The following is a 26,285-nucleotide window of genomic DNA, read 5'->3' as shown; positions in this document are numbered from 1 at the left end:
CCGGCTAACGGTGGCGGCAGTGCGGGGTAACCCGAAGGAACCGAGCAGACGCGGCGGGGCGAGCACGACGCACCCGAGCTGCAGGGGACTTTCGCGACCAAAAGGAGGACTCTCGTGACCAACAACATCGCCGGAAACGGGGCCTCGCGATACCAGACCGAGAAGGTTCGCGTGGCCATCGTCGGAGTAGGTAACTGCGCGTCGTCCTTTGTTCAGGGCGTCCACTACTACCGCGATGCCGATCCTTCCCAGCGTGTGCCGGGTCTTATGCACGTCGACCTCGGCGGCTACCACGTCCGCGACATCGAGTTCACCGCGGCGTTCGACATCGACGCCGAGAAGGTCGGCAAGGACCTCGGCGAGGCGATCTGGGCGGGCCAGAACAACACGATCAAGTTCTGCGACGTGCCGAAGCTCGGCGTGCCCGTCTACCGTGGCATGACCCACGACGGGCTCGGCAAGTATCTGAAGGAGAAGATCCGCAAGGCACCCGGCGACACCGCCGACATCGTTGGGATTCTCAAGGAGACGAAGACCGACGTCGTGGTGTCGTACCTGCCGGTCGGCGCCGAGCAAGCCACTAAGTGGTACGTCGAGCAGGTGCTAGAGGCGGGCTGCGCGTTCGTCAACTGCGTGCCGGTCTTCATCGCCAAGGAGCGCTACTGGGCCGACCGCTTCCGCAAGGCCGGTCTGCCGATCGTCGGCGACGACATCAAGTCGCAGGTGGGGGCGACGATCGTCCACCGCACGCTCGCGCGGCTCTTCCAGGACCGTGGCGTGCGCCTCGCCCGCACCTCGCAGCTGAACGTGGGCGGGAACATGGACTTCTACAACATGCTCGAGCGCGAGCGCCTCGAGTCGAAGAAGATCTCGAAGACGCAGGCGGTCACGTCGCTGCTCGACGAGGAGCTCTCGCCGGACGACGTCTACATCGGTCCGTCCGACTACGTGCCGTGGCTGACGGACCGCAAGTGGGCGCACATCCGCCTCGAGGGCGAGGCGTTCGGCGGCGTGCCGCTGACGATCGAGGCGAAGCTCGAGGTGTGGGACTCGCCGAACTCGGCGGGCATCGTGATCGACGCGGTGCGCTGCGCGAAGCTCGCTCTCAACCACGGCGTCGGCGGGCCGCTGATCGGGCCGTCGGCCTACTTCATGAAGTCGCCGCCGGAGCAGTACCCCGACCCCGTGGCGCGCGAGATGACCGAGCAGTTCATCGCCCAGTACGGCGGGGCGCCGAAGCTGCCGGCGAGCGGGCCGGTGCCGGCGGTCGAGCACAGCTCCGCTTCCTGAGCCGCAGCGCTCGGCGCGAGGCTTGCGAGCGCCCCGCCGGCACGCCGGCGGGGCGCTTTTTTGGCGTCGTATGCTGCACGCGGTGGGCGACGAACGGTTCCGCATCGCCCAGGTGACTCCCTACCCCTGGGAGCACGATCACGAGGTCAACCGCTGGGTCGACCGGGTCGCGAGCGAGCTCGCCCGCCGCGGACACGCGGTAGTGGTCGTGGCCCCATCGGACTCTCCCGACCTTGTGCGTCGTGGTCGAGAGCGGGTAGCTGCACTCGCCGGCGGCACGGAAGAGCCCGCGTGGGGCGAGCGCGCGGTGCTGTGCGTGGGGCATAGCGTGCCGTTTCGGCGCGGCGGGTCGCTCGCGCTGCCGATCGACGTGTCGCGCACGATCGAGCGCCTTTTCGAGCGCACAGCTTTCGACTTCGTGCACGTCCACGAGCCGTTCGCACCGAGCGCTTCGTCGGCAGCGTTGCGTCACGCGCGCTCGCTGTCGGTGGCGAGCTTTCACGCCGCCACCGAGCGCTTTCTCTCGACACAGCTGGCGCGACCGCTGGTGCGCCTTCTCTTCAAGCGTCTCGACGGCCGCACCGCTAGCTACCGGGCGACGCGCGACCTCTTGGCACGCTTCTTCCCCGGCGACTACGAGCTCGTGACGCCGGGCGCGGCGCGCTTCGAGGCCGCGAGCGGCGACCTTGCGCGGGGTCTTGTGGAGGACGCGTCGGGCTGTCTGATCGGCTACGTCGCCGACGAGGAACCTGCCGCTCTGCGTCTGTTCCTGCGCGCGCTCAGGCGCCTTCCCGACGACGTGCCGTGGCGCGCAGTCGTGCTGGCGCGCGGCGGCGCCGCGCCAGCTCAGCCGCTGTCGCGGCGTCTGCGCGAGCGCGTGCGTTTCGTCGGCACCGGCGAACTCGACGAGGAGCGGCTGCTAGCGGCCGCCGACGTCCTCGTGGCAGCGTCGTCAGGGGTGGCGGCGCGGCCGGGAACGGTGCTGGCGGCACTCGCTGCCCGCTGCGTCCCTGTCGTCTCGCGCGTGCCCCTCTACGAGGAGTGCGTCGCCGACGGCGAACGCGGTCTCCTCTTCCAGCCGCGCGACGCCGCCACTCTCACGAGCCAGCTCGAACGGGTGGTGCGCTCCCCGAGCTTGCGCGAAAACCTCGTTCGCGCGGCGGAGCCGCTGCGCGCGCACCTCGACTGGGCGCGTGTGGCGAGCGAGGTCGAAGCGCTCTATCGGCGTATCGCCGCGCACCGCAAGCGGGCTATCGCCGATCCAGCTTTGCGCCGCAGGTTGGCACGCAAGCCCCTGATCGACGTCGACCTGCACATGCACACCGACCACTCGCCCGATTGCGCCACTCCCGTCGAGGCCCTGTTGGAGCGTGCCGAGCGGGTCGGCTTGGGGGCGATCGCCGTCACCGACCACAACGAGATCTCGGGCGCGCTCGAGGCTCGCGCCAAGGCCGACGGCCGCGTTCAGGTGATCGTCGGTGAAGAGATCAAAACCGCCGAGCAGGGCGAGGTGATCGGGCTCTTCATCGAGCGCAAGATTCCGCGCGGCCTCTCGCTGGCGGAAACGATCGCCGAGATCCGCGCCCAAGGCGGGATCGTCTACGTCCCCCACCCCTTCGACCGCATGCACGCGGTGCCCGACTACGAGCATCTGCTGTCGGTGATCGACGAGATAGACGCGATCGAGGTCTTCAATCCCCGCGTCGCCTTCTCGGCCTTCAACGAGGAGGCAGCCCGGTTCGCAGCCAAGTACCGCATCCCCGCCGGCGCCGGTTCGGACGCGCACGTCCTGCAAGGGCTGGGTTCGGTGCGCGTGCGGATGCGCGCGTTCGACGGGCCCGAGGAGTTCCTCGCCTCGCTGCGCGACGCCGAGATCATCCGCGGCCGACGCAGCTTGGTGTACGTCCAAGCGCTCAAGTTCTTGCAGACACGCGCCGGTGTCGCACCGCGCGCCCAGCCGCGCCCGCGCAAACGCAAGCGCGACGCGAGCAAGACCTGATGCACCGTAGAGGAGGGTCTCGGGGAGCGTCAAAAGCCAGGGCACGGATGCCCGCAACGGACGACGAGATCAGGGAGAAGTACCTCGAGCGGGCGATCCGTGAGCTCAACGAGCTGAACCGCGAGCTCTACGCCTGCGAGTGGTGCCCGCGCGCAGGGGCGATGCCGGTGCTGGGATCGGGCCACCCGTTGGCCGACATCTTCCTAGTCAAGTTTGCGCCGACGCGAGCGGAGATCGAGGAGGGCGTGGCGTTCTACGGCCGTTCCGGAACGGCTCTCCTGAAGAGCTTCAACCGCCTCGGAATCGATCCGCTCTGCGTGTACGGGACAGTCGTCGTGAAGTGCCCAGTCGCCGATCTCGAGCTCTCGGACGCGCGCTGCCACGCCCGTCTGGCCGAGGAGTTCGCGATCGTCGAGCCGCGCATCCTGGTGGTGATGGGCGAACGTGCGCTCGAGGCCGTGAACGCTCTCGAACTGCCGCTGTCCGTGCCGCTCGAACCGAAGCTCGGGGTGGTGCAGCGGCTGACGCCGAGCTGCGAGGCGCTGTTCGTTCCCGACATCGACGACTCGCTCGACGAGGAGCGCGCCAAACGCACGTTCTGGAACGCTTTCCGCGTGCTCGGCGAGTGGTGGGCGGCGTTCCCGCCCTACTAGCGGGGCGACGCCGGGCGACTCGCTTGACAGAATCAGGCGCGCATGGATCTCGAAGAGCACAGCATTGAGCCACTGATCAAACGGCGCAGCTGCGAAGTCTGTGGCGTCGCCCTCACCGAGGAGGAGATCCGCGCTGCGCTCGAGAGCGACGGACGCTTCCTCTGCACCGTCCACGCCAGCGAGGAGGTGCCGCTCGACGACGAGGAGCTCGAGTCACCGGGCTGATGGGCCGTCGACCGTCCGCTTGAACGCCGCCACGCACTCGATGTGCGGCGTCTGCGGGAACATGTCGACAGGACGCACCCGCTCGAGCTCGTAGCCGGCCGCGACGATCGTGCGCGCGTTCGGCGCGAGCGTCGTCGGGTTGCAGGAGACGTAGACGATCCGCTCGGGTCGAGCGGACAAGAGGTGCTCGAGCATACGTTTGGAGAGACCGGCCCGCGGCGGATCGACTACCGCCACCGCGGGGGGTGTCGGAGCGCGCTCGCAAAGCTCTGGAAGCGCATCGGCCACGTCGCCGCAGTAGAAGGTCGCGTTGTCGATCGCGTTCAGCCGAGCGTTGGCGATCGCGTCCGCGACGGCACGCGGATTCAGTTCGAGGCCCAGCACAGCGCGCGCCTCCAGCGCCATCACCAGTCCGATCGTGCCGGTCCCGCAGAAGAGATCGAGCACCGTTTCCGTGCCGTCGAGATCGGCGTAGGCGAGCGCGAGCCGGTAGAGCTCCTCCGCCATCTCGGTGTTGGTTTGGAAGAAGGCGTCGGGAGAGATCCGGAAGCGCAAGCCGCAGAGCTCCTCTTCGATCCACTCGCGCCCAGCGACAAGTTCGCTTTCGCCCCCGCTCGTCACCTCGGCGAGCGCGTCGGTGCGCGTCCAGACGACCCCCGTCGCTGGCAGCGCGGCCGCCAGCGCGGCCGCGTCGAGCGCACCGGGCGCGGTGACTAGGCGCACCGAGAGATCTCCCGTCCGCCGCCCCTCGCGCACGACAAGATTGCGCAACAAGCCCTCGCGTGAACGTCGGTCGTAGGCCGAAAGCCCGACGGCGAGACACCAGTCGCGCACCGCGTTGCGCACCTGGTCGACCCGCTCGGAGGCGAGGATGTCTTGCTCGATAGGGGTCACGAGATCGAAACGGCCGCGGCGGTGGAAGCCGAGCACGACACGCCCGTCGCTGCCCACCCCGAACGAGTACTCGAGCTTGTTGCGATAGCGCGTCCGCTCACGCGCCGGCACGATCGGCTCGAGCGGTGGCGACCGAAAGCCGCCGAGCCGTTCGAGGGCGTCGCGCACCTGCAGCTGCTTCCAGTGCAGCTGGGTCTCGTAGCGAAGCGCAAGCCACGGCGCGCCGGGATGGTCGACGGCGGTCGCGACACGGTCGCCGCTCGGCTCGAGCAGCTCGACGACCTCGGCCTCGGCGTAGGAGCGGCGACGACGGGTGACGCGCACGCGCACGCGATCGCCCGGAAAGCCGCCGCGCACGAACAGCACGAAGCCGCCGCGACCGAGGCGCGCCACACCCGCGCCCCCGTAGGCGAGCGCCGACACTTCGACGTCGAGCTCCTCCCCGCGACGAGGCAGGCGCGCACCACCGTCGTCGACGGCTGTCCCTGCCGTGGTCGCGACGGTCCCGTCATGATCGGGGATCGTTCCGCCGCAGCGCTCGCTCACAGCCCCCATGGTCGCAGAGCGCGTCGCAACCCGGCCGCGGCGCGCGCCCAAATACGATCCCGGCGATGTCGACGCACAAACCAGGCGAAGCGCCGCCGCGCCACTTCCTCACCGGCAGCGAACTGAGTGCCAGCGAGCTGTCGCGGCTGCTCGCCCGTGCCAGCGAGCTCAAACGGTCGCGGCGGCAGCGTGGCCGCGGTGACGGCGCCCTCGTCGGCCGCTCGGTCGCGCTCGTCTTCGAGCGACCTTCGACACGCACGCGCGTCTCGTTCGAGCTTGCAGCGGTCGAGCTCGGCGCCCACCCGGTGGTGCTGCGCGGCGACGAGCTGCAGCTGGCGCGCGGCGAGTCGATCCGCGACACGGCTCTCGTGCTATCGCGCTACGTCGATCTGATCGCCGTTCGCACCGCCAGACACGCCGCGCTCGACGAGCTTGCGCGCTGGAGCTCGGTTCCCGTGGTCAACCTGCTCTCCGACGACTACCACCCTTGCCAGGCGCTCGCCGACCTTTTGACTCTGTACGAGCGGTTCGGGGAGCTCGCCGGCCTGCCGGTCGCCTGGGTCGGCGACGGCAACAACGTCGCTCATTCACTGATGCTCGCAGGCGCCGTCGCCGGTCTCGACCTGCGTGTCGCCACCCCGGCGGAGCTCGCGCCGGCGGCTGCGGTCGTCGAGACGAGCCGCTCACTGCTTCCGCCCGGCGGGCGGCTGCTTATCACCACCGACCCGCAGGTCGCGGTGACGGGAGCGCGCGCTGTCTACACCGACGTGTGGGTAAGCATGGGGCGTGAAGACGACGCCGAACGGCGCAGACAGCTGCTCGCGCCCTACCGCGTCGACGAGGAGCTGCTCGCGGCCGCGGCCGACGACGCCGTGGCGCTGCACTGTCTGCCCGCCCACCCCGACGAGGAGATATCGGCGAGCGTTCTCTACGGGCCGCGCTCGGCTGTGTGGGACCAGGCCGAGAACCGCCTGCACGCGCAAAAAGCGCTGCTCGAGCTCTTGATCGAAGGGGTGTAGAGTCGCCTTCGTCGCTGCGCACGCCGGCGCTGCCACGCAGCGACCGGCGCGGCAGGTTCCGAGGGGAGGTCCACGTTGGACATGAACGAGCACGAGAACGGTCTTCGCGAACGGCAAAAACGGCACCGGGTACGAACGCGACTGATTGCGCTCGGCGCAACCACGGTCGCCGTGGTAGCGCTCGCAGCCGGCTGTGGCGGTAACGACGAGAACGGCGGCACCACCGGAACGGCAACCTCGCCAGCCACGAACGCAGCGCGCGGCGGCACGGTCGAGGTGGCGATGAAGAACATCCGCTTCCAGCCCGAGAAGGTGACAGTGCGGCGCGGCACACGGATCGTGTGGGTCAACGACGACTCCGTCGCCCACGACGTCCACAAGGTGTCGGGGCCGGGAGCGGACTTCGCATCGGGTCCCGCGGGCGGCATGCAACCCGGCGACAAGTACGAGATCCGGGTTACGCAGCCGGGCACCATCAAATACGTCTGCGAGCTGCACAAGCCGTACATGGCCGGCGAGATAACGGTCAAGTAGCCAGCTGCGGGGCTGCTGGCCGCCGCAGGAACTGCTGGGTCTCTCAGGGGTCGAGCACGGGCACGCCCTCGGTCGGCGACGACGGGCGCGCGTAGGTGCGGCGGGGAATACGCCCGGCCTCGTACGCGTAGCGTCCCGCCTCGACGGCCAGGCGCATAGCGCGCGCCATCGCCACCGGGTCACGCGCCCGCGACACGCTGCTCGCCAGCAGAACACCGTCGCAACCGAGCTCCATCGCGAGGGCCGCGTCCGACGCCGTGCCGATACCGGCGTCGAGAATCACCGGTACCCGCGCCTGCTCGCGGATCAGCCGCAAGTTGTACGGGTTGTTGATGCCCATGCCGCTGCCGATCGGCGAGCCCGCCGGCATCACCGCTGCGCAGCCGACCTCCTCGAGGCGCCGCGCGAGCACGGGATCGTCGTTGGTGTAGGGCAAGACGACGAAGCCCTCGGCGACGAGCGTCGCGGCGGCATCGAGCAGCTCGGCAGGGTCGGGGAGGAGCGTGTCCTCGTCGCCGATCACTTCGAGCTTGACCCAGTCAGTCCCGAGCGCTTCGCGCGCTAGGCGCGCTAGCGCGACAGCTTCGCGGGCCGAGAAACACCCCGCCGTGTTGGGCAGGACGCGGCATCCCGTCGCCTCGATCACGTCGAGCAACGAACCTTCGCTTCCCGGCTCGACGCGCCGCAGCGCGACCGTGACGAGATCCGTTCCGCTCGCCTCGATCGCCTGTCGCAAGACCTCGAGGTTGGAAAAACCGCCGCTGCCGAGGATCAGTCGCGAGCGCAGCTCGACGCCGTCGATTACGAGACCCACCGCTACCTCGCCTCAGCCGCCCTGGACCGCACGCACGACCTCGATGCGCTCGCCGCCGGCGAGCGCGACGTCGTCCCAGCGTCCGCGCGGCACCACCTCGCCGTCGACCGCGACGGCGACGCCGCGCGCACCCTCGTCGCCCGCGAGCTCCCGCACCACGTCGGCGACGGTCACGCCGACCGGGAGCTTCCTGTTCTGGCCGTTCACCACCACCGTGACGGTACCGCCCTCACCTCGCGCCTCGACGGGCGTCTCGCTTGGCGGCCCCACGGCGATCAGCTCCTTTCGAACGCCGGGGCGGGGTTCGCCACAACCGCGGCGCGGCTGGCGGTGGCAGCAGCGACGAAACGGGCCGGGTCGTAGGGACTGGGGTCGATCGCCGGCCCGCGACCGAGCACGAGATCGCGAACGAGGTCACCGACGAGCGCAGTCCAGAGCACGCCATTGCGCCAGTGGCCCGTGGCCCAGAAGAGGCCGTCGAGGTCGGGGTCGAACCCGACGATCGGCTCGTTGTCGGGGGTGGCCGGGCGGTGACCGCTCTTCGCAGCGAGGAACTGCGCTTCGTCGACCCCCGGCCACACCTCCCAGGCTTCTTCGAGCAAGGTGCGCAGCGCGCCCGCCGTGACCGTGCTGTCGAAACCGCGCTCCTCCTGCGTCGCGCCGATCACCACGCGTCCGTCGCCGCGCGGCACCAGGTAGACGCGGGGCGTCCGCACCACGATGCGGGGCGCTTGCGCGCGCCGCCCGTCGGCGGCGACGGTGATGAGCTGACCCTTCACCGGGCGCACGCTGCGGGCGACAGCCGAATCGGGCAAAAGCTGGCGCGTGCGTGCCCCGGCAGCGACGACGACGAGATCGGCAGCTATCTCCGTCCCGTCGGCGAGCATCACTCCCCGGACGCGGCCCGCGACGGTTCGCAGCTCGGTCGCCGCCGCGCGTTCGCGCAGCTCGGCTCCCGCGCGCCGAGCCGCGGTGGCGAGCGCCGCGACCACGAGCTCGGGATCGACGGCACTCTCTTGCGCGACCGATAAGGCGGCGAGCGCACGCGGACCGAGCTCCGGCACGTGCGCCCGTAGCGCCCGGCGGTCGAGCCACTGGCTCGCGACGCCGACGCTTCGGTGCAGATCGTGCAAACGGCGAAGTTCGGCGGCGTCGTCGCGGTCGACCGCCACGATCACGCTCCCTCCGTACACCAGCGCTGGCTCGACCCCGCTCGCCTCGGCGAGCTCGCGCGCAAACGCGGGCCAGCGCTCGAGCGCCGCGAGCCGCCCGGCGAGTGCGGCGGTTTCGGCGTAGTCGAGCTCGCTGACGGGCGCAAGCATCCCCGCAGCGACACTCGACGCGCCCGCACCTGGAGTTTCGCGTTCGACGAGCGTCACCGAGAGACCACGCGCGGCCAACCGCCACGCGACCGCCAGACCGACGAGCCCAGCCCCGACGACAACGACTTCTCTATGCGTTGAGAGCCGGTCGCTGCGACCTCGCGTGCTCGCGTCTATCGCTCGCTGCTCGTGTCGGTCGTGCGCGTTCGTGTCGTCCGTCCCTCCGCCGGCATTACCCGGATCAGGTGCAACGGTCGGCGACGGTTCGCGGCCGCCCTCTCAGCCCGGCTCCCCGAGCTCCCGTCGACTGTCGAACATTGATGGTATTCGCGCGCTGCCTGTTGTACGCACGCGTTTTCGGCGAGCGGATGCGCGCAAGCGGGCTCCGGGCGGGCGTGGTCGTGGTGCAGAGACCGTCGCGGACATACACCGGCCGCACGCGGCGACAGGGGACCTAGCGCGAGACACCCGCTACGGTGCGGACTTCTCCGCAACTATCGCCCCGGAGTGTGTTGGAAAGCGCGAGGACGGGCAGCCGCTCGCGGCTTTCGCGATCCGGTCCCGGGGCTTCGCAGCCCCACCTTGACCCTCGAGAGCGACCGCCAAGGAGGTGATTTTTTGTGCGCAAACCGGTCCTGGCACTGGCAGCAGTCGCCCTTCTCGCCGCCGGCGTTGCCGCTCCTGCACCGGCCGCCGCGGCTGGGCGCCAGCTGACGATCATCCAGGACGACTTCCTCGCCGTGCACTCGAACGACGCCTACCGCGTCCGTCTGCTCAACGAAGCGCGCGCTCTCGGCGTCGACGTGGTCAAGGTGCAGCTCTTGTGGCGCGAGGTGGCACCGGCAGCTAACTCGTCGCGCAAGCCGCGTGTCGACCTGCGCGATCCGGCGAACTACAACTTCGCTCGTTTCGACGCCTTCGTGCGGGACGCGGTCGCACGGGGACTGCGGCCATACATCGCGATCGGCGGCCAGGCACCACGGTGGGCAGCCAAAGGCACCTCGTCCCAGCCCGGTAGCTGGCGTCCCGACCCCTCCGCCTACCGCGACTTCGTCTATGCGGTGGGACGCCGGTACTCGGGCGCCTACCCCGGCATTCCGCGGGTGACGATCTGGTCGGCCTGGAACGAGCCGAACCTGCGCTCGTGGCTCGGGCCGCAGCGGTCGAGCTCCGGCGTGCCGCTCGCGCCGACCATCTACCGGCGCCTGTACAGCGCCTTCGTCGCCGGACTCGAGGCGTCCGGGCACAGCCGCGACACGCTTCTCTTCGGCGAGCTTGTGCCGTTCGGGTCGAGCTCGCGGCGATCGCCAACGCGCATATCGCCGCTCGAGTTCCTGCGCGAGATGTTCTGCCTCGACAGCCGCTACCGCCAATACCGCGGTCGTGCCGCGAAAGCGCGCGGCTGCGGACGGGTGGGGCGACTGAAGACGTCGGGCATCGCCTACCACCCCTACGTCCCGCGCGGCGGCATCTACGGCCGTCTGCCGAGCCGTGACGACGCCGCGATCGCGCAGCTCTCGCGGCTGGTGCGGACCCTCGACGCGCTCGCACGTCGCGGCAAGCTGCCGAAGCGGTTGCCGATCTGGATCACCGAGTTCGGTTTCCAGACCAACCCGCCCGATCCCTACCAGTTTCCGATCGCGCGCGTGCCGGGCTACATGGACGAATCCGAGTGGCTTGCGTTCCGCAACTCGCGGGTCGTGAGCTACTCGCAGTACGTGCTGCTCGACGAGGCGCCACGACCCTCGCGCTCGCCGGTCGTGCGCTGGTCGGGCTTTCAGCAGGGACTGCGCTTCCACGACGGCCGCGAGAAGCCAGGCGTGTACCTCGCCTTCCGCTTCCCGGTCTTCGTCCGCGAGTACTCGCGCGGGAGGGTCGAGGTGTTCGGCCGCACGCGACCGCAGCGCCCCGGAGCGACGGTCGAGATCGCGGTGTCGTCGGGTCGCAGCTACCGCGTCGCGGCGCGGACCAAGGTCAACCGTTACGGCTATTTCCGCAAGACGCTGCGCGTCGCGAACGCGACCAAACGCAAGTTCCGCATTCGCGCCGCCGGGCTGACGCGCTACAAGCGGGCGGTGCGCCGCTAGCGGCGCACCGCCCGAACGAAGGGCGGGGCAGCACCTCGGCCGGAGGGTGGCGTGTTAACGTCGCACCGTTACTGCGATCGCAGCCGCGACGCCACGTTTCCGATCTCTGCCTTTCGACCTTGGGCTTTCGACCCCGAACTGCTGTAGCTCTAGCGCTCGCCGTCATCGCGCTCGCGGCGAGTGACACTACGCCTGCGCACGCGGCGCGGGGACTCGAGATCGCTGTGCAGGACGACGCGGTGTTCTTGGAGCGCAAGTGGTTCGACCGCGACCGCGCCTTCCGGCTCGCCCGCAGCATCGGCGTTACCCGTCTGCGCGTGGGGATGGCGTGGGCGTGGACGCTACCTCCCGAACAGCAGCGAGCGAAAACTGCGCCGCCGTCGCCAAGCTATTCGTTCGGCGCCTGGGACGACCTCGTCGCGCACGCCGCCCGCTATGGCATCCGTGTGCACCTGAGCTTGCAGGGACCGGCACCGGCCTTCGCGACCGGCAATCGGCGTGTCGGTCCGTACAAACCGAACGCGCGCTACTTCGGCCAGTTCGCCGCGGCCGTTGCAGCGCACTTCGCCGGGCGTGTCGACCGCTACTCGATCTGGAACGAGCCGAACTGGGCCACGTGGCTCGCACCACTGCGGTCGACACCGACCCTCTACCGCAACCTCTATCGCGCCGGCTGGGCGGCGATCAAGCGCGTCGATCCGGGTGCGAAGGTTCTGATCGGCGAGACGGCTCCCTATGCGCGGCGCGGTTTGTCGATCGCTCCGCTCGACTTTCTGCGTCGCCTTCTCTGTGTCGATCGGCGCTACCGCTTGCGCTCGAAGCGCTGCCCAGCGCTCTCGACCGACGGTTATGCACACCACCCCTACGACTTCGCGCACGCACCGACCTACCGGTTCCCGGGCGCAGACAACGTCACGATCGGCACCCTCGGCAGACTGGCGTCGGCACTCGATGCCCTGCAGCGACGCCGCCGCTTGAAAGCGGCGAGCGACAGGAAGATCCCTATCTATCTCACCGAGTTCGGCTACTTCTCGAGCGGGCGGCGGATGTTGCGCTCGCCCCGGTCCCGCTACCTCTACACCTACCGGTCGTTCGAGATCGCTCTCCGCAACCCGCGCGTCAGGGCGCACCTGTACTACACGCTCGTGTCACCGCCCCGGAGGAGCCAGTGGGCCTTTTTCGACCTCGGCCTTGTCGACCTCCGCGGCCGCGCGCGTCCGCAATTCGAAGCCGTGCGCGCGTTCTACAAGCGCAACCGCACGCGCGTCGCCCGACCTGCCGCTCGTGCACCCCTCACCTCGACGGGCGGCGCGAGCAGTCGGTGATGCGTGCGAGCGAGCGGCGAAAGCGCCTGGAGGCAGCACACCTCTACCTGATCTGTCCAACCAAGCCGCGCAAACACGATCTCGCGACGCTTGTCGAAGCCGCGTTGCGAGGCGGCGTCGACATGGTGCAGGTACGCGAGAAGTCGCTGCCTGACGAGGAGGTGCTAGCCGCAGCCGAAGTCTGTCGGCAGCTCTGTCAGCGCTTCGGCGCGCTGCTGTGGATCAACGACCGTCCGGATCTCGCCCTGGCGGCGGGTGCTGACGGCGTACACGTGGGGCAGGACGACCTTCCACCGCGTGAGGTCCGGCGCATCGTCGGCAACGACCTCTTGGTCGGGCTCTCGACCCACTCTCCGCAGCAGCTCGAGCGCGCGCTGCGTGAACCGGTGGACGAGATCAGCGTCGGCCCGGTGTTCGCAACGCCCACGAAACCAGGGCGCCCGGCCGCTGGACTCGCCTACGTGCGTCACGCTGCCCGCCACGCGTCGGGACGTCCGTGGTTCGCGATCGGAGGCATCGATCGCGCTAGCGTGCACTCGGTGGTCGCCGCCGGAGCTCGCAGAATCGCCGTGGTACGTGCCATTTGCGATGCCGACGACCCCGAACGCGCCGCCAGCGAGCTACGTTCGGCCCTCGGGAGGCGGTGAGTGAGCGGCAACCGTTCCAGCGGGCCGTCGGAGCGAGGAGCCGCTTCGCGCGCCAGCGCGCGCCCGCGGGCGGTCACGGTCGCTGCGGCGGTGGCGTCGCTCTTGGCGGTCGCGAACCTCGTCGCGCTCGTGGCCGCCTACGACCCCGACACCCCCGGCAAGACCGCCGGCAGCCTCGCCGCGACGGCGCTTCTGGCGGTGACCGCCGTCGGTCTCTGGCGCAGCCGTTACTGGGGTGTGCTGGGCATGGAGACGCTACTCGCCCTGACGATCGTTTTCGCTGCGCTGGCCTTGATCCGCGCCGCCGATATCCACGGCGTGCTCTTGCTCGTCGCGATCATCGCCGGCGCCGGGACGCTGCTCGTCGCGCTCGCCCGATCGCTGCGCGAGCTCGACTTGCCGACTCCATCCGCGCAGCGACCGGGAGGATCGGAGCGGAAGGCCCAGCCTGCCAGCGATAGCGCGAACGAGCGCGAAGCCAAGCGCGAGCGCTCCGAACGCAAGCGCTCGCAAGCCCCTAGGCGATAGGCTGGCGAGCCGATGAGCGAGCGTTTCGACTGTGTGGTGGTCGGGTCGGGACCGGGCGGCTACGTCGCCGCGATTCGCGCCGCCCAGCTCGGCCTGAAAACTGCGGTGGTCGAGAAGCACAAGATCGGCGGGCGCTGCTTGAACGAGGCTTGCATCCCGGCCAAAGCCGTACTTCGCTCGGCCGAGGTTCTCGACGAGGTTCGAAACGCGGCCGCTTTCGGCGTCACGCTCGCTGGGGATCCGCAGGTCGACTACGCGCGTGTAGCCGCTCGTCGCGACGAGGTGATCGCGTCGCTCACCGGCGGCGTGGCGATGCTTCTGCGCAAGAACAAGGTCGAGATCGTCGAGGGCGAGGGGCGTCTCGACGCCGACGCCAACGTCGTCTGCGGCGAGCGCGTACTCGAAACTGACCGTGTGATCCTCGCCTGCGGCTCGCGGCCGCGGCCGGTAGCGGGTGCCACTTTCGGCGGACGCATCCAAGACACCGCGACCACCTGGCTGGCCGGCGAGCTCCCCGCGTCGCTGGCGGTTGTTGGTGCCGGCGCATCCGGCTGTGAGATCGCTTCCGCGTTCCGTCGCTTCGGTGTCGAAGTGACGCTGATCGAAGCCCTAGACCGCATCCTTCCCGCCGAGGACGAGGACTCTTCGCGTGCAGTAGCGCGCGAGTTCAAGCGCATCGGCATCGACGTTCGCACCGGGGCGCGAATCGCGGCGATCGAGGATTGTGGCGATCGCGCGACCGTGACGCTCGAGGGCGGCGAGGAGCTCGCGTTCGAGCGTGTCTGCATCGCCGCCGGACGGGCCCCCGACGCCGACGCACTGGGTCTCGACGCGGCCGGCATCGAGCGCGACGAGCGTGGCTTGATCGTCGTCGACGAGCGCCTGCGAACCTCGCGACCGGGGGTGTGGGCGATCGGCGACATGGTGCGCGGACCGGCACTCGCCCACAAGGCGAGCGAGGAAGGGATCGCGGCGGCGGAGGACGCCGCCGGTCGCGATCCCCACCCGCTCGATCTCGACTTCATTCCCTCTGTCACGTTCTGCCACCCGCAGGTGGCGAGCTTCGGTCTCACCGAACAGCAGGCCCGCGAACGCGGCCACGACGTTGTGGTGGGCAAGGTGCCGATCGGCGCCGTCGGCGCTCCAACCGTCTACGGCGACCGTGGCGGACTGGTGAAAATCGTCGGCGACAAGCGCTACGGCGAGCTGCTCGGCGCGCACGTCGTGTCGGCCAAGGCCGCCGAGCTGATCGAGGAGCTGGTGGTGGCACGCGAACTCGAGGGCGGTTATCCCGAGCTTGCGCGCATCGTCCACGCCCATCCCGTCTTCGCCGAGGCGGTCGCCGAGGCCGCACGCGCTGCCGACGGTTGGCTGATCCACGGCTGAGGCGCAAGCTGACCACCGCCGGTAACGCCCCCGGCGTCGAAAAGCGGCCGCTCTTCTTCTTCGACCTCGGCTGCCCTTACGCGTACCTCGCTGCCGAACGCGTGGCGACGGTTCTGCCCATACCCCCGATCTGGCGACTGGCTGAACGCGCAGCGATCCTCCGCGCCAGCGGACGCGACGACTGGATGTCCGGACCCGCCGAGGCTCGGTTGCGCCACCTAAGCGAGATCGAGCGCCGGGCGCGCGAGCGCGATCTCTTGCCGCTGCGCTGGCCGGAGCTACCGGTCGACACGCGGCGGGCGATGCTCGCCGCGGCCTTCGCCCAGGGCACGGGGCGACTGGTGGCGTTCTCCCTCGCTGCCTTCCGGCACGCCTACGCCGCCGGTCGCAGCCTCGCCCGCGACGAGACGATCTTGCTCGCCGCCGCCGCCTGCGAACTGCACCCGCGCGCGGTGCTAGCCGGGATCGACCTCGACAGCACGCGTGCGCGACTGGAGCGCTCCACCGCCGAGGCGCTCGCCGCGGGTGTGCGAATGCTGCCCGCGGTCGTCTGGGAGGGCCGTGTTTTCCACGGCGACGACAGCCTCGAGGCAGCAGCGTCGGCGATCGCCGCATAGAGCTCTCTAAGCGACAGGGCGAGCCGTGCAGGCGCAGGCGATCGTCCGCTCCGGGTCTTGGGCGGGAGCCGGCTCTGCCGATTCAAGGGACGGTGCAAAGCTCTTTCGACGCCACCCAACACCACGAGCGCGACCCGCAAGCGGGCGCTAGGCCACAGCTGCGAACCGAGCAAATGCGCTTGCAAGGAAGCGCCCCCGACGGGGCACCGCTGCGAGCGATCGATACAGTCGAAACGCGAGTGGATAGCGCCGGCACCCAGCAAGGCTTGCTGCGGCCAGAGGAAGCCGGGTTGCGACCCGCGCAACACCCGCTGCCGCCGCGCGACGAGTGCTTGCGCCTGTTCGAACGGATGCTCTTGATCCGACGCTTCGAAGAGCGCGCCGGCGAGATGTACGCGCGCGCCAAGATCGGCGGCTTCCTGCACCTCTGCATTGGCGAGGAGGCGACGGTGGTGGGGACCTGCGAGGCGATGCGGCCCGGCGACTACCTCCTCTCCACCTACCGCGAGCACGGCCAGGCGCTCGCTCGCGGCACTTCGGCGCGCGCCGTGATGGCCGAGCTGTTCGGCAAAGAGGCCGGCTGCTCGCGCGGGCGCGGCGGATCGATGCACCTCTACGACGGTCCGCGCCGTTTCCTTGGCGGCTACGGAATCGTCGGGGCGAACCTGCCGATCGGCGCTGGTGTGGCTTTGGCTTGCGCTCTGCGCGGCAGCGACGACGCGGTGGTGACGATGTTCGGCGACGGTGCCACCAACCAGGGCACGTTCGGCGAGACGATGAACCTCGCCGCGCTGTGGCGGCTGCCGGTGGTGTTCGTGGTCGTGAACAACCAGTTCGGGATGGGCACGCGCATCGACCGCCACTCGGCGGTGCTCGACCTTTCGCGGAAGTCCGAGGGTTTCGGCGTGCCGGGGCGGCGCTGTGACGGCATGGACGTGCTCGATGTGCGTCGCGCGATCGGCGAGGCCCTGCGACTGGCGCGCGAGGAGCGTCGCCCACAGCTCGTCGAGGCGGTCACCTACCGTTTCCGCGGCCACTCGATGGCCGATCCCGAGGTGTATCGCGTCCCCGAGGAGGTGGCCGAGTGGCGGCGCCGCGACCCGCTCGCGACCTTTCCGCAGCGCCTCCTCGACGAGGGTGTGGCAACGCGCAGCGATCTCGAGGCGATCGAGGCGCGTGTGCACGAGGTCGTCGAGGATGCTGTCCGGTTCGCCGATGCCGCGCCGTTCCCGGCACCGGAGACGCTGTACGACCACGTCTACGTCTACGGCGGCGACGTGCCGGGGTGGTGGACGGTCGACGAGCGCAGTCCCGACGTCTACCGTGGCGAGCGCGCCCGCGAGGCGAGCGAGCGTGCCCGGGAGCTGGCCGAGCAGGCGGCGCAACACCAGGAGGAAGCTGCGCATGTCGGGCGCACGCGCCGCGACCTTCCCGACGAGCTAGCGCCGAGCCCGCCACCGCCGCCCGCGCCGGACGTCGCAAGTGCGTCCGCCGCCGACACTGGCGGCAGCGCCGAGCGGCCGGCAGAAACCGCTAGCCATCGCGCCGACGAGACCCTCCAGCCATGAGCTCCGAGACAAGCGCCACGACCCCGCACCGCCCACCGGCCGACGAACAGGCGACGCGCGCGCCGGCGGCGACACGCACGATCACCTATCGCGAGGCGCTGCGCGAAGCGCTGCGCGAAGAGATGCTCGCCGACGAGCGCGTCTTCCTGATGGGCGAGGACATCGGTGTGTTCGGAGGCGCCTTCAAGGTCACCGACGGGCTTCTCGCCGAGTTCGGCGAAGAGCGCGTGCGCGACACACCGATTTCCGAAAACACGATCGTCGGCATGGGTGTGGGCGCGGCGATGGCGGGCATGCGCCCGGTGGTCGAGATCATGCAGCTGAGCTTCGCGTTGCTCGCTCTCGACCAGATCTTCAACTCGGCGGCGCACGTTCGCTACATGTTCGGCGGCCAGCCGACGGTGCCGATGGTGATCCGCATGCCGCAGGGCGCGGGCCACCAGCTGGGTCCCACGCACTCGCACTGTCTCGAGTCTTTCTTCCTGCACGTTCCCGGCCTCCTCGTCGCTGTGCCGGCAACGCCGGCCGACGCGAAGGGACTGCTCAAGTCGGCGATTCGCGACGAGAACCCCGTCGTCTTCATCGAGCACAAGTCGCTGTACGGGATGCGCGGCGAGGTTCCCGCCGATCTCGGCCCACTGCGCTTCGGCGAGGCGGCCGTCAGGCGGCGCGGGAGCGACGTCACGATCGTCGGCGTCTCGCGGATGGCGGTGGTCGCCGAGCGCGCCGCCGAACGCCTGGCGCGCGATCACGGCGTCAGCGCCGAGGTGATCGACCCGCGCACGCTGCGGCCGCTCGATCTCGACACGATCCTCGAGTCCGTGCGCCGCACCAATCGGCTTGTGATCGTCGAGGAAGGTTGGCCCCACGGCGGTGTGGGCGCCAACCTGGCGGCGCTCGTCCAGGAACAGGCCTTCGATTGGCTCGACGCGCCAATCGAGCGGATCGCCCGCGCCGATGTGCCGATGCCTTACTCCAGGCCGCTCGAGCAAGCGGCTCTGCCCCACGAAGAGAACGTCGTCGCCGCCGTGCTTGCCACTCTCGGTCGCGGCGCTGGTTGAACGGGGTCGCGATGGCTGTCGAGATCGTCATGCCGCGCCTCACCGACTCGATGGAGGAGGGCACGGTCGTGCGCTGGCTGGTCGCGCCGGGCGATCGCGTCGAACGAGGCCAGCCAATCGCCGAGATCGAGACCGACAAGGCGACGATGACCTACGAAAGCGATAGCTCGGGCGTGGTTCTCGAGCTTCTCGCCGAGGAGGGTGAGACGCTTCCGCTCGGGGCTGTGATCGCACGGCTCGGAGATCCGGGTGAAGCGCCCGTGCACGCCGCGCCACCACAAGGCGACGGCGCCGAGGCAACCGTGCCCGAAGGCGCCGCCCCACAAGCGAGCGCGCTCGAAGCGACCGCACAACGAGCGAGCGCGCCAGACGCGAGCGCCTCAGGTACGACCGCGTCCGAGGCTGCCGTGTCTGAACCGGCCGCGCCGGAAGCGACCGACGCCGCGCGCGACGATCAGGAGCGGTCCGACGGCCGCCTGCGCGCATCGCCCCTTGCCCGGCGACTCGCACGCGAGCTCGGCATCGACCTCGCCACGGTGAAGGGGTCGGGCCCCGGCGGGCGCATCGTCCGTGCCGATGTCGAAGCCGCGGCACAAGCCGCCGCGACGAGCACAATGGCCGAGGCCGCCGCAGTCGCGAGCGGAGCCGTCACAGGCGCTGACGAGAGCGCCGCGCCGACACCGGAGGACGCCGCGGTCGCCGCCGGGACAGAAGTCGCGGACCGCGCCGGGGCGGCGAACGAGGCGGCTGCCGTCGCTACATCACCGCCGCTCAGGCCAGCCGCAGACATCGAGCCGACGGCCACGCCGCCCCGTCCCGAGGGTGCGCGCGGCGCCTCGACGTTCGAGGAGCTCGACCGCACCCAGCAAACGATCGCCCGTCGCATGGCGGAGTCGAAGGCAACCGTGCCCGACTTCGCGCTCGAGCGCACCGTCGACATGGAGGCTTGCCGCGAGCTGCGGGAACGTTTGCGCGGTCGGATCGACCCGCTGCCCACCTTCAACGACCTGGTCGTGAAAGCTTGCGCGCTGGCGCTGCGCGACCACCCACGGGTGAACGGCTCTTACCGCGACGGGCGGTTCGAGCTGCACGAGCGCATCAACGTCGGCATCGCGGTTGCACGACCGAATGCGCTCCTCGTGCCGACCGTGTTCGACGCCGACCGCAAGCCGCTCGTAGCGATCGCGCGTGAAACTCGCCGGCTCGTCGAGCGAGTGCGCCGCGGCGAGATCACCCCACCGGAGCTTGCCGGTGGCACCTTCACCGTCTCCAACCTGGGGATGTTCGGCGTCGACCGCTTCACCGCGATCGTCAACCCGCCGCAAGCCGCGATCCTGACCGTCGGGGCGGTGGCTCCGCGGCCGGCGGTCGCCGCCGACGGCTCGCTGTGCGTGCGCCACTCGGTGGTGCTGACCCTCGTGCTCGACCACCGGATCGTCTACGGCGCCGACGGAGCGCAGTTCCTGGCGCGCGTCGCCGAGCTTCTCGAAGAGCCGCTGGCGATGCTTGCAGCCGGCTGACGGCGGCCATGGCCGACGCGTTCGAGCGCCGCACACCGGCCACCTACGACGAGGAGATCCTCGCCGCCGAGCGGCACGAGGTGATCTCGTCGTATACCGACGAGGATCGTATTCGGCGGGTCACAGAAGAGCTGCGCGCCGGCTTTCGGGCGCTAGCTCACGTTGGTGCGGCGGCGTCGTTTTTCGGTTCGGCACGCACACCGCCGGGTGATCCCGAGTACGAGCTGGCGCGCCGTTGCGCGCGCCTCGTCGGGGAGGCCGGTCTAGCGGTGATCACAGGCGGTGGGCCCGGGATCATGGAAGCTGCCAACCGGGGGGCGCGTGAAGCGGGGGCGCCGTCGATCGGTCTCAACATCGAGCTGCCCTTCGAACAAGGGCTCAACCCCTACGTCGACCTCGCCCTCGAGTTCCACTACTTCTTCACCCGCAAGGTGATGTTCGTCCGCTATGCCAGCGGCTTCGTGGTGTTTCCCGGCGGGTTCGGCACGCTCGACGAGCTGTTCGAGTCGCTGACGCTGATCCAGACCGGCAAGATCGTGCACTTTCCGGTGGTGCTGGTGGGCAGTGCCTACTGGCGTGGCCTCGTTCGCTGGCTCGAGGAACGCGTAGTCGCCGAGGGCAAGGTGTCGCCCGAGGAGCTGCGCCTTTTCACGGTCACCGACGATCCCGAGGAGGTCCGCGACATCCTCCGCGCCGCAGCCCACCGTCGCCCGCGCATCGACCTCTCGGCCGCGAACGACGGCGCCGCGTAGCGACGCCCGCGCGTCGTCAAGCGCACGGGCATCGCCTGGCGGCCGCGTCGACCTAGGCGCGGACGCTTCCGGGCGCGAACCCCACGCCGCGTGGCGCCGGCAGCGGACTCTGGGGCAGGCCGTCGGGCGGGTCGGGCTCGTTGTAGCCGGTGGGCGCGACGTCGTTGGGCGCGTCGGGATGGAAGAGGCTCGCCAGATGCTGGATCTGGCTGCGCCCGGGTCCGAGCTCGAACTGCCCGCCGCCGTAGGCGGCGATCCCTTCGCGCTCGCAGTGCTCGTAGAGGGCGAGCAGACCGGCAAGCGACCCGATACGCGACGGCTTGATGTTCAGGTGGCGGATGGGGAAGGGAAGGGTCGCGAGATCTTCGACGCTGTGGATAGGAGCGTCGAAACTGATGCGCTCTGCGTGCTTGGCGAGCAGCGGCAGCGTCGCTTCACCGACGTCGGGGTCCTCGACGATCGCGTCGGGAAAAGACTCGAACACCAGCTCGTAGAGGCGAACGTCGGTCTCGACATCGACCGGCGTCCCCCGGTAGTGGCCTTTCAAGTCGAGCACGTCCACCGCTCCCGTGGCAGCGAGCTCGGCGCACACGCGCTCGTCCCAGGCGTTGGTGGGATCGAGCTTGAAGCGCAAACCGGGGTAGCGCTCTAGCAGCCGCAAGACGCGGGCGGGGTCGGCGCGGCCGTCGACCTCGTCGAGGCGCAGCGATACGACGAAGCGCAGCGGCCGCGGCTCGCGGCCGAGAACCTCGGCGAGGTCGCTGTCCGACTGCCGTAGCGCGAGGTCGAGCGCCGCCGCTTCGAGCGCCCAGCGCCGGTAGCGGCGCGACACTTCGCGCACGGGCGGGGCGGGGAAAAGGTCGAGCTCGGCAACCAGGGCGGCGAACTCGGCGAGCGTGAAATTGCCGCGCAAGCGGCGCGCGCAAGCGCCGTCGGGGCTCGCCCATGCGGGATCAGCCTGCAACTTCGTGTGGTCTTCGGCGTCGTAGGTGACGTCTTCGCCGATCCCCTGTGTGCCGTCGGGGCCGCTGAGGACGAAAAGGGTCGTGAGGCGCTCGAAGCCACTCGAGACCGTGACGCGCTGGCCCCGCAGCTCGAGCCGCTCGACCGCCAGCTCGAGCCCCGCCAGCCGTTCCCAAAGACGCGTCGTGCTGCCAGTTCGTGCCACCCGACCGACCCTACAAGGCGCCGCAAACCAGCCGACGCTCGGTCACCGACCCGAGCCCACACGCCGCCACGCGCCCAAGCGAGGGGCGGCACCGGCTTTACGCGCAACCGTCGCTCGGCCGGTCAGCACCGGTTACCCTGCTCGCCCGTGCGCGCGAAGCTCGCACTGGTCCTACTTCTCGCCGTGCTCGCTGGCGGTGCCGCGGTGGTGTGGGCGGTGGAGCGTGGGGGTTCGGCGGTAGCGGCCGACGCTGCGGAACCGCCGCGCCCGGCGGCCCAGCCACCACGAGTCGTCGTCTTCATGACCTTCGACGAATTTCCCGTCGATGTTCTGCGTCTCCCGGACGGGCAGATCGATCCAGCGCGGTTCCCCAATCTCGCCGCTTTCGCCCGCACCGCTACGTGGTTCCCGAACACCCAAGCGGTGCACGACTCGACCGAGAAGGCACTGCCAGCGATCCTCGACGGGCGGTTGCCTCCCCGCAACGGTCGCGGCACTCTGCGCTGGCATCCGCGCAACCTCTTCACGCTGTTCGCCAAGCACGGCTACAAGGTCGTCGCCAGCGAAGAAGCGACGAGCCTCTGCCCGGTAAAGGTCTGTCCCAACGTTGTCAAGCGCAAACCGACGCTCGAGAACATCAAGGGCGGCAGGCGCGAGCGTTGGGACCGCTGGATCGCCCAGATCAAGCGTCGCCCTGGGCGCACGCTCTACTACAAGCACCTGCTGCTACCGCACCTGCCGTGGATCTACCTGCCGTCGGGTCGCGAGATGCGCGTGACCCTCGAACGGCTCGCCAACGTCGCCGGCTTCGGCGACCGCTGGCTGACCCTGCACAACGAACAGCGGATGCTCCTGCAGGCCGGGTTCGTCGATCACCAGCTCGGCCGCATCTTCGCGCGACTCAAGAAGCTCGGCCTGTTCGACCAGGCGCTGATCGTGATCACCGCCGACCACGGGATCGCCTTCGAGGTCGGGGTGCGCGACCGGCGGCAGGTCACGCGCTCGAACGTCGACGAGGTGGCGCCGGTTCCGTTCCTGATCAAAGCGCCTGGGCAACGTCGTGGCTCGGTGGTCGACGCTCTGGTGCGCACTGTCGACGTGCTTCCCACCGTCGCCTACCTCGCTGGCCTGCCGATCGACTGGCGCGTCGACGGGCGCCAGGCGTTCGACCCCGTCCATCGCCACAGGCACACGGTGTCGATCCCCAAGCGCGACTTCTCGGCAACGGTACGGATCTCGCTGTCGGAGTGGAACCGCCGCCGGCGCGCGAACATCCGTGAGCGCGCGCGGATTTACGGCACCGGGCCGGCGAGCACGCTGTTGCGCGGCTCGCCGTGGGCGTCGCTGTACGCGTTCGGCGACAGCGGGAAGGTCGTTGGCGCCTCGGTGCGGTCGGTCGCGAGCGGGGCAGCGAGCGTTCGCGCACGGTTGCTCGGGGCCGAGCTTTTCCGCAACGTCGACGCGCGCGCGCGAACGATCCCTGTGCAGGTGGCGGGCTGGGTCGAGGGTGGTCGTCCCGGCGCTCGTCGACGGATCGCGGTAGCCGTGAACGGGCGCGTGGCCGCTGTCGGCAGCACCTTCCACATGCGTGGCGATCGACGCGAACTCTTCTCGCTGGTGATCCCGGAGAGTGCGCTGCGGCGTGGTCGTAACGACGTCGCCGTCTACGAGCTCAGCGGAACCGGGAAGGGCCAGCGACTTTTGCGGATCGCCTCCTACTAGCGCAGGGCGAACACCCAGAGCGGGTCGGTCCCCAACTCAGCGCTCGCCGATCGCTTCCGGGTTGGGACGCGAGTCGCGGTCGCGGACGACGCGCGGCGGATCACGCGACGTATCGACGAGCAGACACACGTAGATACCCGACCGCTTGCGGATGCAGGTGCGGAAAAACCGCTCGGCGAGCGCGACGGTGTTGGCGCTGGCGAGGTTGGCGACGAGCTCCCGGTCGCCGCTCCGCAGCACCCAGTCGCGGACCGCGCGGGCGTTCTCTTCCTGTTCGCGGTCGGCGGCGACGACCAGTGGGCGACTGGCAAGACCGGCAGCTACCCAGCCCAACAGTCCGAGCACGACGAGCAGCGCTGCGACGCGGTCGCGCAACGCGACCCGTCGCAGCGCCGGCGGCAGCTCTTCGCCCCCTGCTATCGCGCGCCGCTCGAGGCGGCGGCTGAGCCACGGCGCGACAGCACCCACGAGCAGGAGGTTCGCGCTGGCCGCGACGATCAGCGCGAACGGCACGCTCATCGCCTCCGAACGCACACCGAGAGCCGCTGGCGGCAGCTCGTGCAGCACTAGCCCCTCGAGCAGGGTGCAGACAACGAAAGCGCTCGCTGCGAGCGCTCCGCGCACTCTCCACAAGGCTCGCCGGCCGACGAAGCGCAAACCGCCGCGAGCGTCTCCGTGCACGACGGATAGCATCGCATCTGAATGGCCGCCGAGCTCTGGGTCAGCTGGCTGGGACGGGTCGAGTACAGCGAGGCGCTCGCCCTCCAGGTACGCATCCACCGGGCGCGCGCAGCTGGGCGCATAGCCGACACCTTGCTGCTCCTCGAGCATCCGCCCGTCTACACACGGGGCGTGCGCACCGAGCACGGCGACCTGCCGTTGCCCGCCGACTTCTACGCCGAGCGGGGGATCGCGATCTACGACACCGATCGCGGCGGACGCGTCACATACCACGGTCCGGGACAGCTCGTCGGTTATCCGATCGTGAAGGTCGGCAGGGTGCGCGAGTTCGTCGCTGCCATCGAGCGCGCCCTCGTCGCCGTGCTCGCCGCCGAGGGTGTGGTCGCTCGACCGGCACCGCCCGGTGACGCCGGCATCTGGACCGACCGCGGCAAGATCGCGTCGATCGGCATCCGCGTGCGCGACGGCGTGTCGATGCACGGTTTCGCGCTCAACGTCGACTGCGACCTCGAGCCGTTCTCGTGGATCCGGCCTTGCGGGATGGAGGGCGCGGCGATGTCGTCGCTCGCCCGCGAAGGACGGCCGGGACGGATGCGTTGCGTGCGCCGCCGTGCCGGCTACGAGGTCGCTCGCGCGCTCGACAGGCGGCAGCGACTTGTGTCCGCCAAGCGGCTGCGCGCGCTCGCGAGTTCGCCTGCCCGCCCGCCGCGGCGCGAGCGGCGACCGGTGGGAGCGGTGCGGCCGTGAGCACCGGTGGTGCAGAAACGATCGGCAGCGATGCGCACGTGACCGACAGGGGCATCCCTGCGAGCGCGCCGGCGCGCGCGAGCGCGAAGCGCGCTCTCGCTAGCCGCTCGCGCGCCCGCCCGGGCGGCTGGAAGGCGATCGATCTGCCACAAGCGCGGCCATTCCGTGATCGCAAGCCGCGCTGGTTCAAGCGCCCGGCTCCGGGGGGTCCGAACTACCGGCGGCTGCGCGCGCTGATCGCCGCGGAGGGTCTCCACACCGTCTGCCAGGAAGCGGCTTGTCCGAACATCGGCGAGTGTTGGGAGCACGGCGCTGCGACCTTCATGATTCTCGGCGACGTCTGCACCCGCCGTTGCGGGTTTTGCAACGTGCAGAGCGGCAAACCAACGCACAACGACCCCCTCGAGCCGCTCAAGGTCGCGCGCCAGGTGCAGCGCATGGGTTTGCGTCACGCTGTCGTCACGAGCGTCGACCGTGACGATCTGCCCGACTACGGAGCGGGCGCTTTCGCGGCCGTCATCCGTGCTATCCGCACCCTCAACCCGGGGTGCACGGTCGAGGTGCTGACGCCCGACTTCCGCGGCGAGGAGATGCCGCTCGCGCGGGTGATCGCCGCGGGGCCTGACGTCTTCAACCACAACGTCGAGACGGTTCCGCGCCTGTACCCGCTCGCGCGGCGCGGCTCCGACTTCGCGCGCTCGTGCCGCGTGTTGCGCAACGCCAAGCTGATGGGCGGCGAGCGCGTGCGCACGAAGTCGGGCCTGATGGTCGGACTAGGCGAGACGTTCGACGAGCTCCTCGAAACGCTCTGGCTGTTGCGCGAACACCATGTCGAGATCGTCACCGTCGGGCAGTACCTGCGGCCCTCGCGCAACCACTTGCCGGTGGTGCGCTACTGGCACCCGGACGAGTTCGTGGCGATCGAGCGCGAGGCGTACGCGATGGGCTTCAGCGCGGTGGCGGCAGGCCCGCTGGTGCGCTCGAGCTATCAGGCCGAGCAGACGCTGCGTGCCGCGGCGGACGCGGGCGCAGCGGAAGGAAGTGGACGGGTAGCGGACTGCACGGCAGCGAGCGTCTCCGCGTCGGGGCCGCGACCGGCCGCCGCGTAGACGACCTCGCCGGTCGCGACATCGACGAGCAGCACAGTCGGCGCGACAGCGATGCCCGCTCGCGCTGCGAG

General features: G+C 70.1%; 25 protein-coding genes. 19 read left to right on the top strand and 6 right to left on the bottom strand.

Translation table 11 applies throughout. The annotated features are described in order from the left end of the window. Positions 1–114 precede the first annotated feature (114 nt). The 4 genes from JDY09_RS00470 (at position 115) to JDY09_RS00455 (ending at position 4,167) form a co-directional block, all read left to right on the top strand. On the top strand, positions 115–1,290 hold the full coding sequence (locus tag JDY09_RS00470; RefSeq protein WP_428837447.1) for an inositol-3-phosphate synthase: 1,176 nt from the start codon (positions 115–117) through the stop codon (positions 1,288–1,290). A gap of 82 nt (positions 1,291–1,372) precedes the next feature. Beyond that, positions 1,373–3,289, top strand: a complete 1,917-nt coding sequence (locus JDY09_RS00465; protein WP_274716856.1) for a glycosyltransferase — start codon at positions 1,373–1,375, stop codon at positions 3,287–3,289. A 47-nt stretch (positions 3,290–3,336) separates the two neighbouring features. Further along, on the top strand, positions 3,337–3,942 hold the full coding sequence (locus JDY09_RS00460) for a uracil-DNA glycosylase family protein (protein ID WP_274716855.1): 606 nt from the start codon (positions 3,337–3,339) through the stop codon (positions 3,940–3,942). A gap of 42 nt (positions 3,943–3,984) precedes the next feature. Beyond that, the gene (locus JDY09_RS00455) at positions 3,985–4,167 is read left to right on the top strand and encodes a hypothetical protein (protein ID WP_274716854.1); all 183 of its coding nucleotides are present in this window, start codon (positions 3,985–3,987) and stop codon (positions 4,165–4,167) included. Here JDY09_RS00455 and rlmD read toward each other — a convergent pair. Then, positions 4,156–5,607, bottom strand: coding sequence for a 23S rRNA (uracil(1939)-C(5))-methyltransferase RlmD (rlmD, locus tag JDY09_RS00450; protein WP_274716853.1), 1,452 nt, complete (start codon positions 5,605–5,607; stop codon positions 4,156–4,158). The two genes, JDY09_RS00455 and rlmD, sit on opposite strands and share 12 nt — an antisense overlap. Positions 5,608–5,672: 65 nt before the next feature. Here rlmD and argF point away from each other — a divergent pair, with 65 nt between their 5' ends. Beyond that, positions 5,673–6,626: an ornithine carbamoyltransferase gene (argF, locus tag JDY09_RS00445; RefSeq protein ID WP_274716852.1), complete on the top strand. Its 954-nt coding sequence runs from the start codon at positions 5,673–5,675 to the stop codon at positions 6,624–6,626. 81 nt (positions 6,627–6,707) lie between these two features. Beyond that, a complete protein-coding gene (locus JDY09_RS00440) occupies positions 6,708–7,160 on the top strand; it encodes a cupredoxin domain-containing protein (protein WP_274716851.1) in 453 nt (150 codons plus the stop codon). Between the two features lie 43 nt (positions 7,161–7,203). On the opposite strand, the gene JDY09_RS00435 is transcribed toward JDY09_RS00440, so the two are convergent. The 3 genes from JDY09_RS00435 to thiO are packed head-to-tail and all read right to left on the bottom strand — an operon-like array spanning position 7,204 to position 9,473. Further along, the gene (locus JDY09_RS00435; RefSeq protein ID WP_274716850.1) at positions 7,204–7,974 is read right to left on the bottom strand and encodes a thiazole synthase; all 771 of its coding nucleotides are present in this window, start codon (positions 7,972–7,974) and stop codon (positions 7,204–7,206) included. 12 nt (positions 7,975–7,986) lie between these two features. Continuing rightward, the gene (gene thiS, locus JDY09_RS00430) at positions 7,987–8,244 is read right to left on the bottom strand and encodes a sulfur carrier protein ThiS (protein ID WP_274716849.1); all 258 of its coding nucleotides are present in this window, start codon (positions 8,242–8,244) and stop codon (positions 7,987–7,989) included. 5 nt (positions 8,245–8,249) lie between these two features. Further along, entirely contained in the window at positions 8,250–9,473 is a 1,224-nt protein-coding gene (thiO, locus tag JDY09_RS00425) for a glycine oxidase ThiO (protein WP_274717976.1), read from the bottom strand. A gap of 443 nt (positions 9,474–9,916) precedes the next feature. Here thiO and JDY09_RS00420 point away from each other — a divergent pair, with 443 nt between their 5' ends. From JDY09_RS00420 to JDY09_RS00375, 10 genes are all read left to right on the top strand, one after another. Next, on the top strand, positions 9,917–11,383 hold the full coding sequence (locus tag JDY09_RS00420) for a hypothetical protein (RefSeq protein WP_274716848.1): 1,467 nt from the start codon (positions 9,917–9,919) through the stop codon (positions 11,381–11,383). Between the two features lie 224 nt (positions 11,384–11,607). Continuing rightward, the gene (locus JDY09_RS00415; RefSeq protein WP_274716847.1) at positions 11,608–12,708 is read left to right on the top strand and encodes a hypothetical protein; all 1,101 of its coding nucleotides are present in this window, start codon (positions 11,608–11,610) and stop codon (positions 12,706–12,708) included. Beyond that, positions 12,708–13,355, top strand: a complete 648-nt coding sequence (gene thiE, locus JDY09_RS00410; RefSeq protein ID WP_274716846.1) for a thiamine phosphate synthase — start codon at positions 12,708–12,710, stop codon at positions 13,353–13,355. Before JDY09_RS00415 ends, thiE begins: the two co-directional genes overlap by 1 nt. Positions 13,356–13,445: 90 nt before the next feature. Next, positions 13,446–13,883 carry a hypothetical protein gene (locus tag JDY09_RS00405; protein ID WP_274716845.1) on the top strand — a complete coding sequence of 146 codons (438 nt, stop codon included), beginning with the start codon at positions 13,446–13,448 and terminating at the stop codon, positions 13,881–13,883. Positions 13,884–13,895: 12 nt separating this feature from the next. Further along, positions 13,896–15,269 (top strand): dihydrolipoyl dehydrogenase, encoded by a 1,374-nt coding sequence (lpdA, locus tag JDY09_RS00400; RefSeq protein ID WP_274716844.1) that lies wholly within the window; start codon positions 13,896–13,898, stop codon positions 15,267–15,269. Then, positions 15,251–15,886, top strand: a complete 636-nt coding sequence (locus JDY09_RS00395) for a DsbA family protein (protein ID WP_274716843.1) — start codon at positions 15,251–15,253, stop codon at positions 15,884–15,886. The genes lpdA and JDY09_RS00395 overlap by 19 nt, the downstream gene beginning before the upstream one ends. Positions 15,887–16,125: 239 nt before the next feature. Continuing rightward, entirely contained in the window at positions 16,126–17,454 is a 1,329-nt protein-coding gene (pdhA, locus tag JDY09_RS00390) for a pyruvate dehydrogenase (acetyl-transferring) E1 component subunit alpha (RefSeq protein ID WP_274716842.1), read from the top strand. Beyond that, entirely contained in the window at positions 17,451–18,515 is a 1,065-nt protein-coding gene (locus JDY09_RS00385) for an alpha-ketoacid dehydrogenase subunit beta (protein ID WP_274716841.1), read from the top strand. Before pdhA ends, JDY09_RS00385 begins: the two co-directional genes overlap by 4 nt. Before the next feature lie 11 nt (positions 18,516–18,526). Further along, the gene (locus JDY09_RS00380; RefSeq protein ID WP_274716840.1) at positions 18,527–20,035 is read left to right on the top strand and encodes a dihydrolipoamide acetyltransferase family protein; all 1,509 of its coding nucleotides are present in this window, start codon (positions 18,527–18,529) and stop codon (positions 20,033–20,035) included. A gap of 8 nt (positions 20,036–20,043) precedes the next feature. Next, positions 20,044–20,787: a TIGR00730 family Rossman fold protein gene (locus JDY09_RS00375; RefSeq protein WP_274716839.1), complete on the top strand. Its 744-nt coding sequence runs from the start codon at positions 20,044–20,046 to the stop codon at positions 20,785–20,787. A 52-nt stretch (positions 20,788–20,839) separates the two neighbouring features. On the opposite strand, the gene JDY09_RS00370 is transcribed toward JDY09_RS00375, so the two are convergent. Continuing rightward, positions 20,840–21,955, bottom strand: coding sequence for a hypothetical protein (locus JDY09_RS00370; protein WP_274716838.1), 1,116 nt, complete (start codon positions 21,953–21,955; stop codon positions 20,840–20,842). Positions 21,956–22,102: 147 nt separating this feature from the next. Between JDY09_RS00370 and JDY09_RS00365 the strand changes: the two genes are divergently transcribed. Continuing rightward, a complete protein-coding gene (locus tag JDY09_RS00365; RefSeq protein ID WP_274716837.1) occupies positions 22,103–23,677 on the top strand; it encodes a sulfatase-like hydrolase/transferase in 1,575 nt (524 codons plus the stop codon). Positions 23,678–23,713: 36 nt separating this feature from the next. Here the strand turns inward: JDY09_RS00365 and JDY09_RS00360 are convergent, their stop codons facing one another. Then, positions 23,714–24,370 carry a hypothetical protein gene (locus tag JDY09_RS00360; protein WP_274716836.1) on the bottom strand — a complete coding sequence of 219 codons (657 nt, stop codon included), beginning with the start codon at positions 24,368–24,370 and terminating at the stop codon, positions 23,714–23,716. Between the two features lie 9 nt (positions 24,371–24,379). Here JDY09_RS00360 and lipB point away from each other — a divergent pair, with 9 nt between their 5' ends. Beyond that, positions 24,380–25,105, top strand: a complete 726-nt coding sequence (lipB, locus tag JDY09_RS00355) for a lipoyl(octanoyl) transferase LipB (RefSeq protein ID WP_274716835.1) — start codon at positions 24,380–24,382, stop codon at positions 25,103–25,105. Further along, positions 25,102–26,214: a lipoyl synthase gene (lipA, locus tag JDY09_RS00350; protein ID WP_274716834.1), complete on the top strand. Its 1,113-nt coding sequence runs from the start codon at positions 25,102–25,104 to the stop codon at positions 26,212–26,214. Before lipB ends, lipA begins: the two co-directional genes overlap by 4 nt. Positions 26,215–26,285 lie beyond the last annotated feature (71 nt).

The sequence above is a fragment of the Thermoleophilum album genome, assembly GCF_028867705.1.
Classification (GTDB): domain Bacteria; phylum Actinomycetota; class Thermoleophilia; order Solirubrobacterales; family Thermoleophilaceae; genus Thermoleophilum.
This window is presented reverse-complemented; position numbering and strand designations above follow the sequence as displayed.

Coding starts and splice junctions, on each gene's coding strand:
- JDY09_RS00385 (WP_274716841.1), top strand. CDS start 17,451: ATGAGCTCCGAGACAAGCGCCACGACCCCGCACCGCCCACCGGCCGAC.
- JDY09_RS00455 (WP_274716854.1), top strand. CDS start 3,985: ATGGATCTCGAAGAGCACAGCATTGAGCCACTGATCAAACGGCGCAGC.
- JDY09_RS00460 (WP_274716855.1), top strand. CDS start 3,337: ATGCCCGCAACGGACGACGAGATCAGGGAGAAGTACCTCGAGCGGGCG.
- lpdA (WP_274716844.1), top strand. CDS start 13,896: ATGAGCGAGCGTTTCGACTGTGTGGTGGTCGGGTCGGGACCGGGCGGC.
- JDY09_RS00380 (WP_274716840.1), top strand. CDS start 18,527: ATGGCTGTCGAGATCGTCATGCCGCGCCTCACCGACTCGATGGAGGAG.
- JDY09_RS00375 (WP_274716839.1), top strand. CDS start 20,044: ATGGCCGACGCGTTCGAGCGCCGCACACCGGCCACCTACGACGAGGAG.
- JDY09_RS00440 (WP_274716851.1), top strand. CDS start 6,708: ATGAACGAGCACGAGAACGGTCTTCGCGAACGGCAAAAACGGCACCGG.
- thiE (WP_274716846.1), top strand. CDS start 12,708: ATGCGTGCGAGCGAGCGGCGAAAGCGCCTGGAGGCAGCACACCTCTAC.
- argF (WP_274716852.1), top strand. CDS start 5,673: ATGTCGACGCACAAACCAGGCGAAGCGCCGCCGCGCCACTTCCTCACC.
- lipB (WP_274716835.1), top strand. CDS start 24,380: ATGGCCGCCGAGCTCTGGGTCAGCTGGCTGGGACGGGTCGAGTACAGC.
- JDY09_RS00360 (WP_274716836.1), bottom strand. CDS start 24,370: ATGCTATCCGTCGTGCACGGAGACGCTCGCGGCGGTTTGCGCTTCGTC.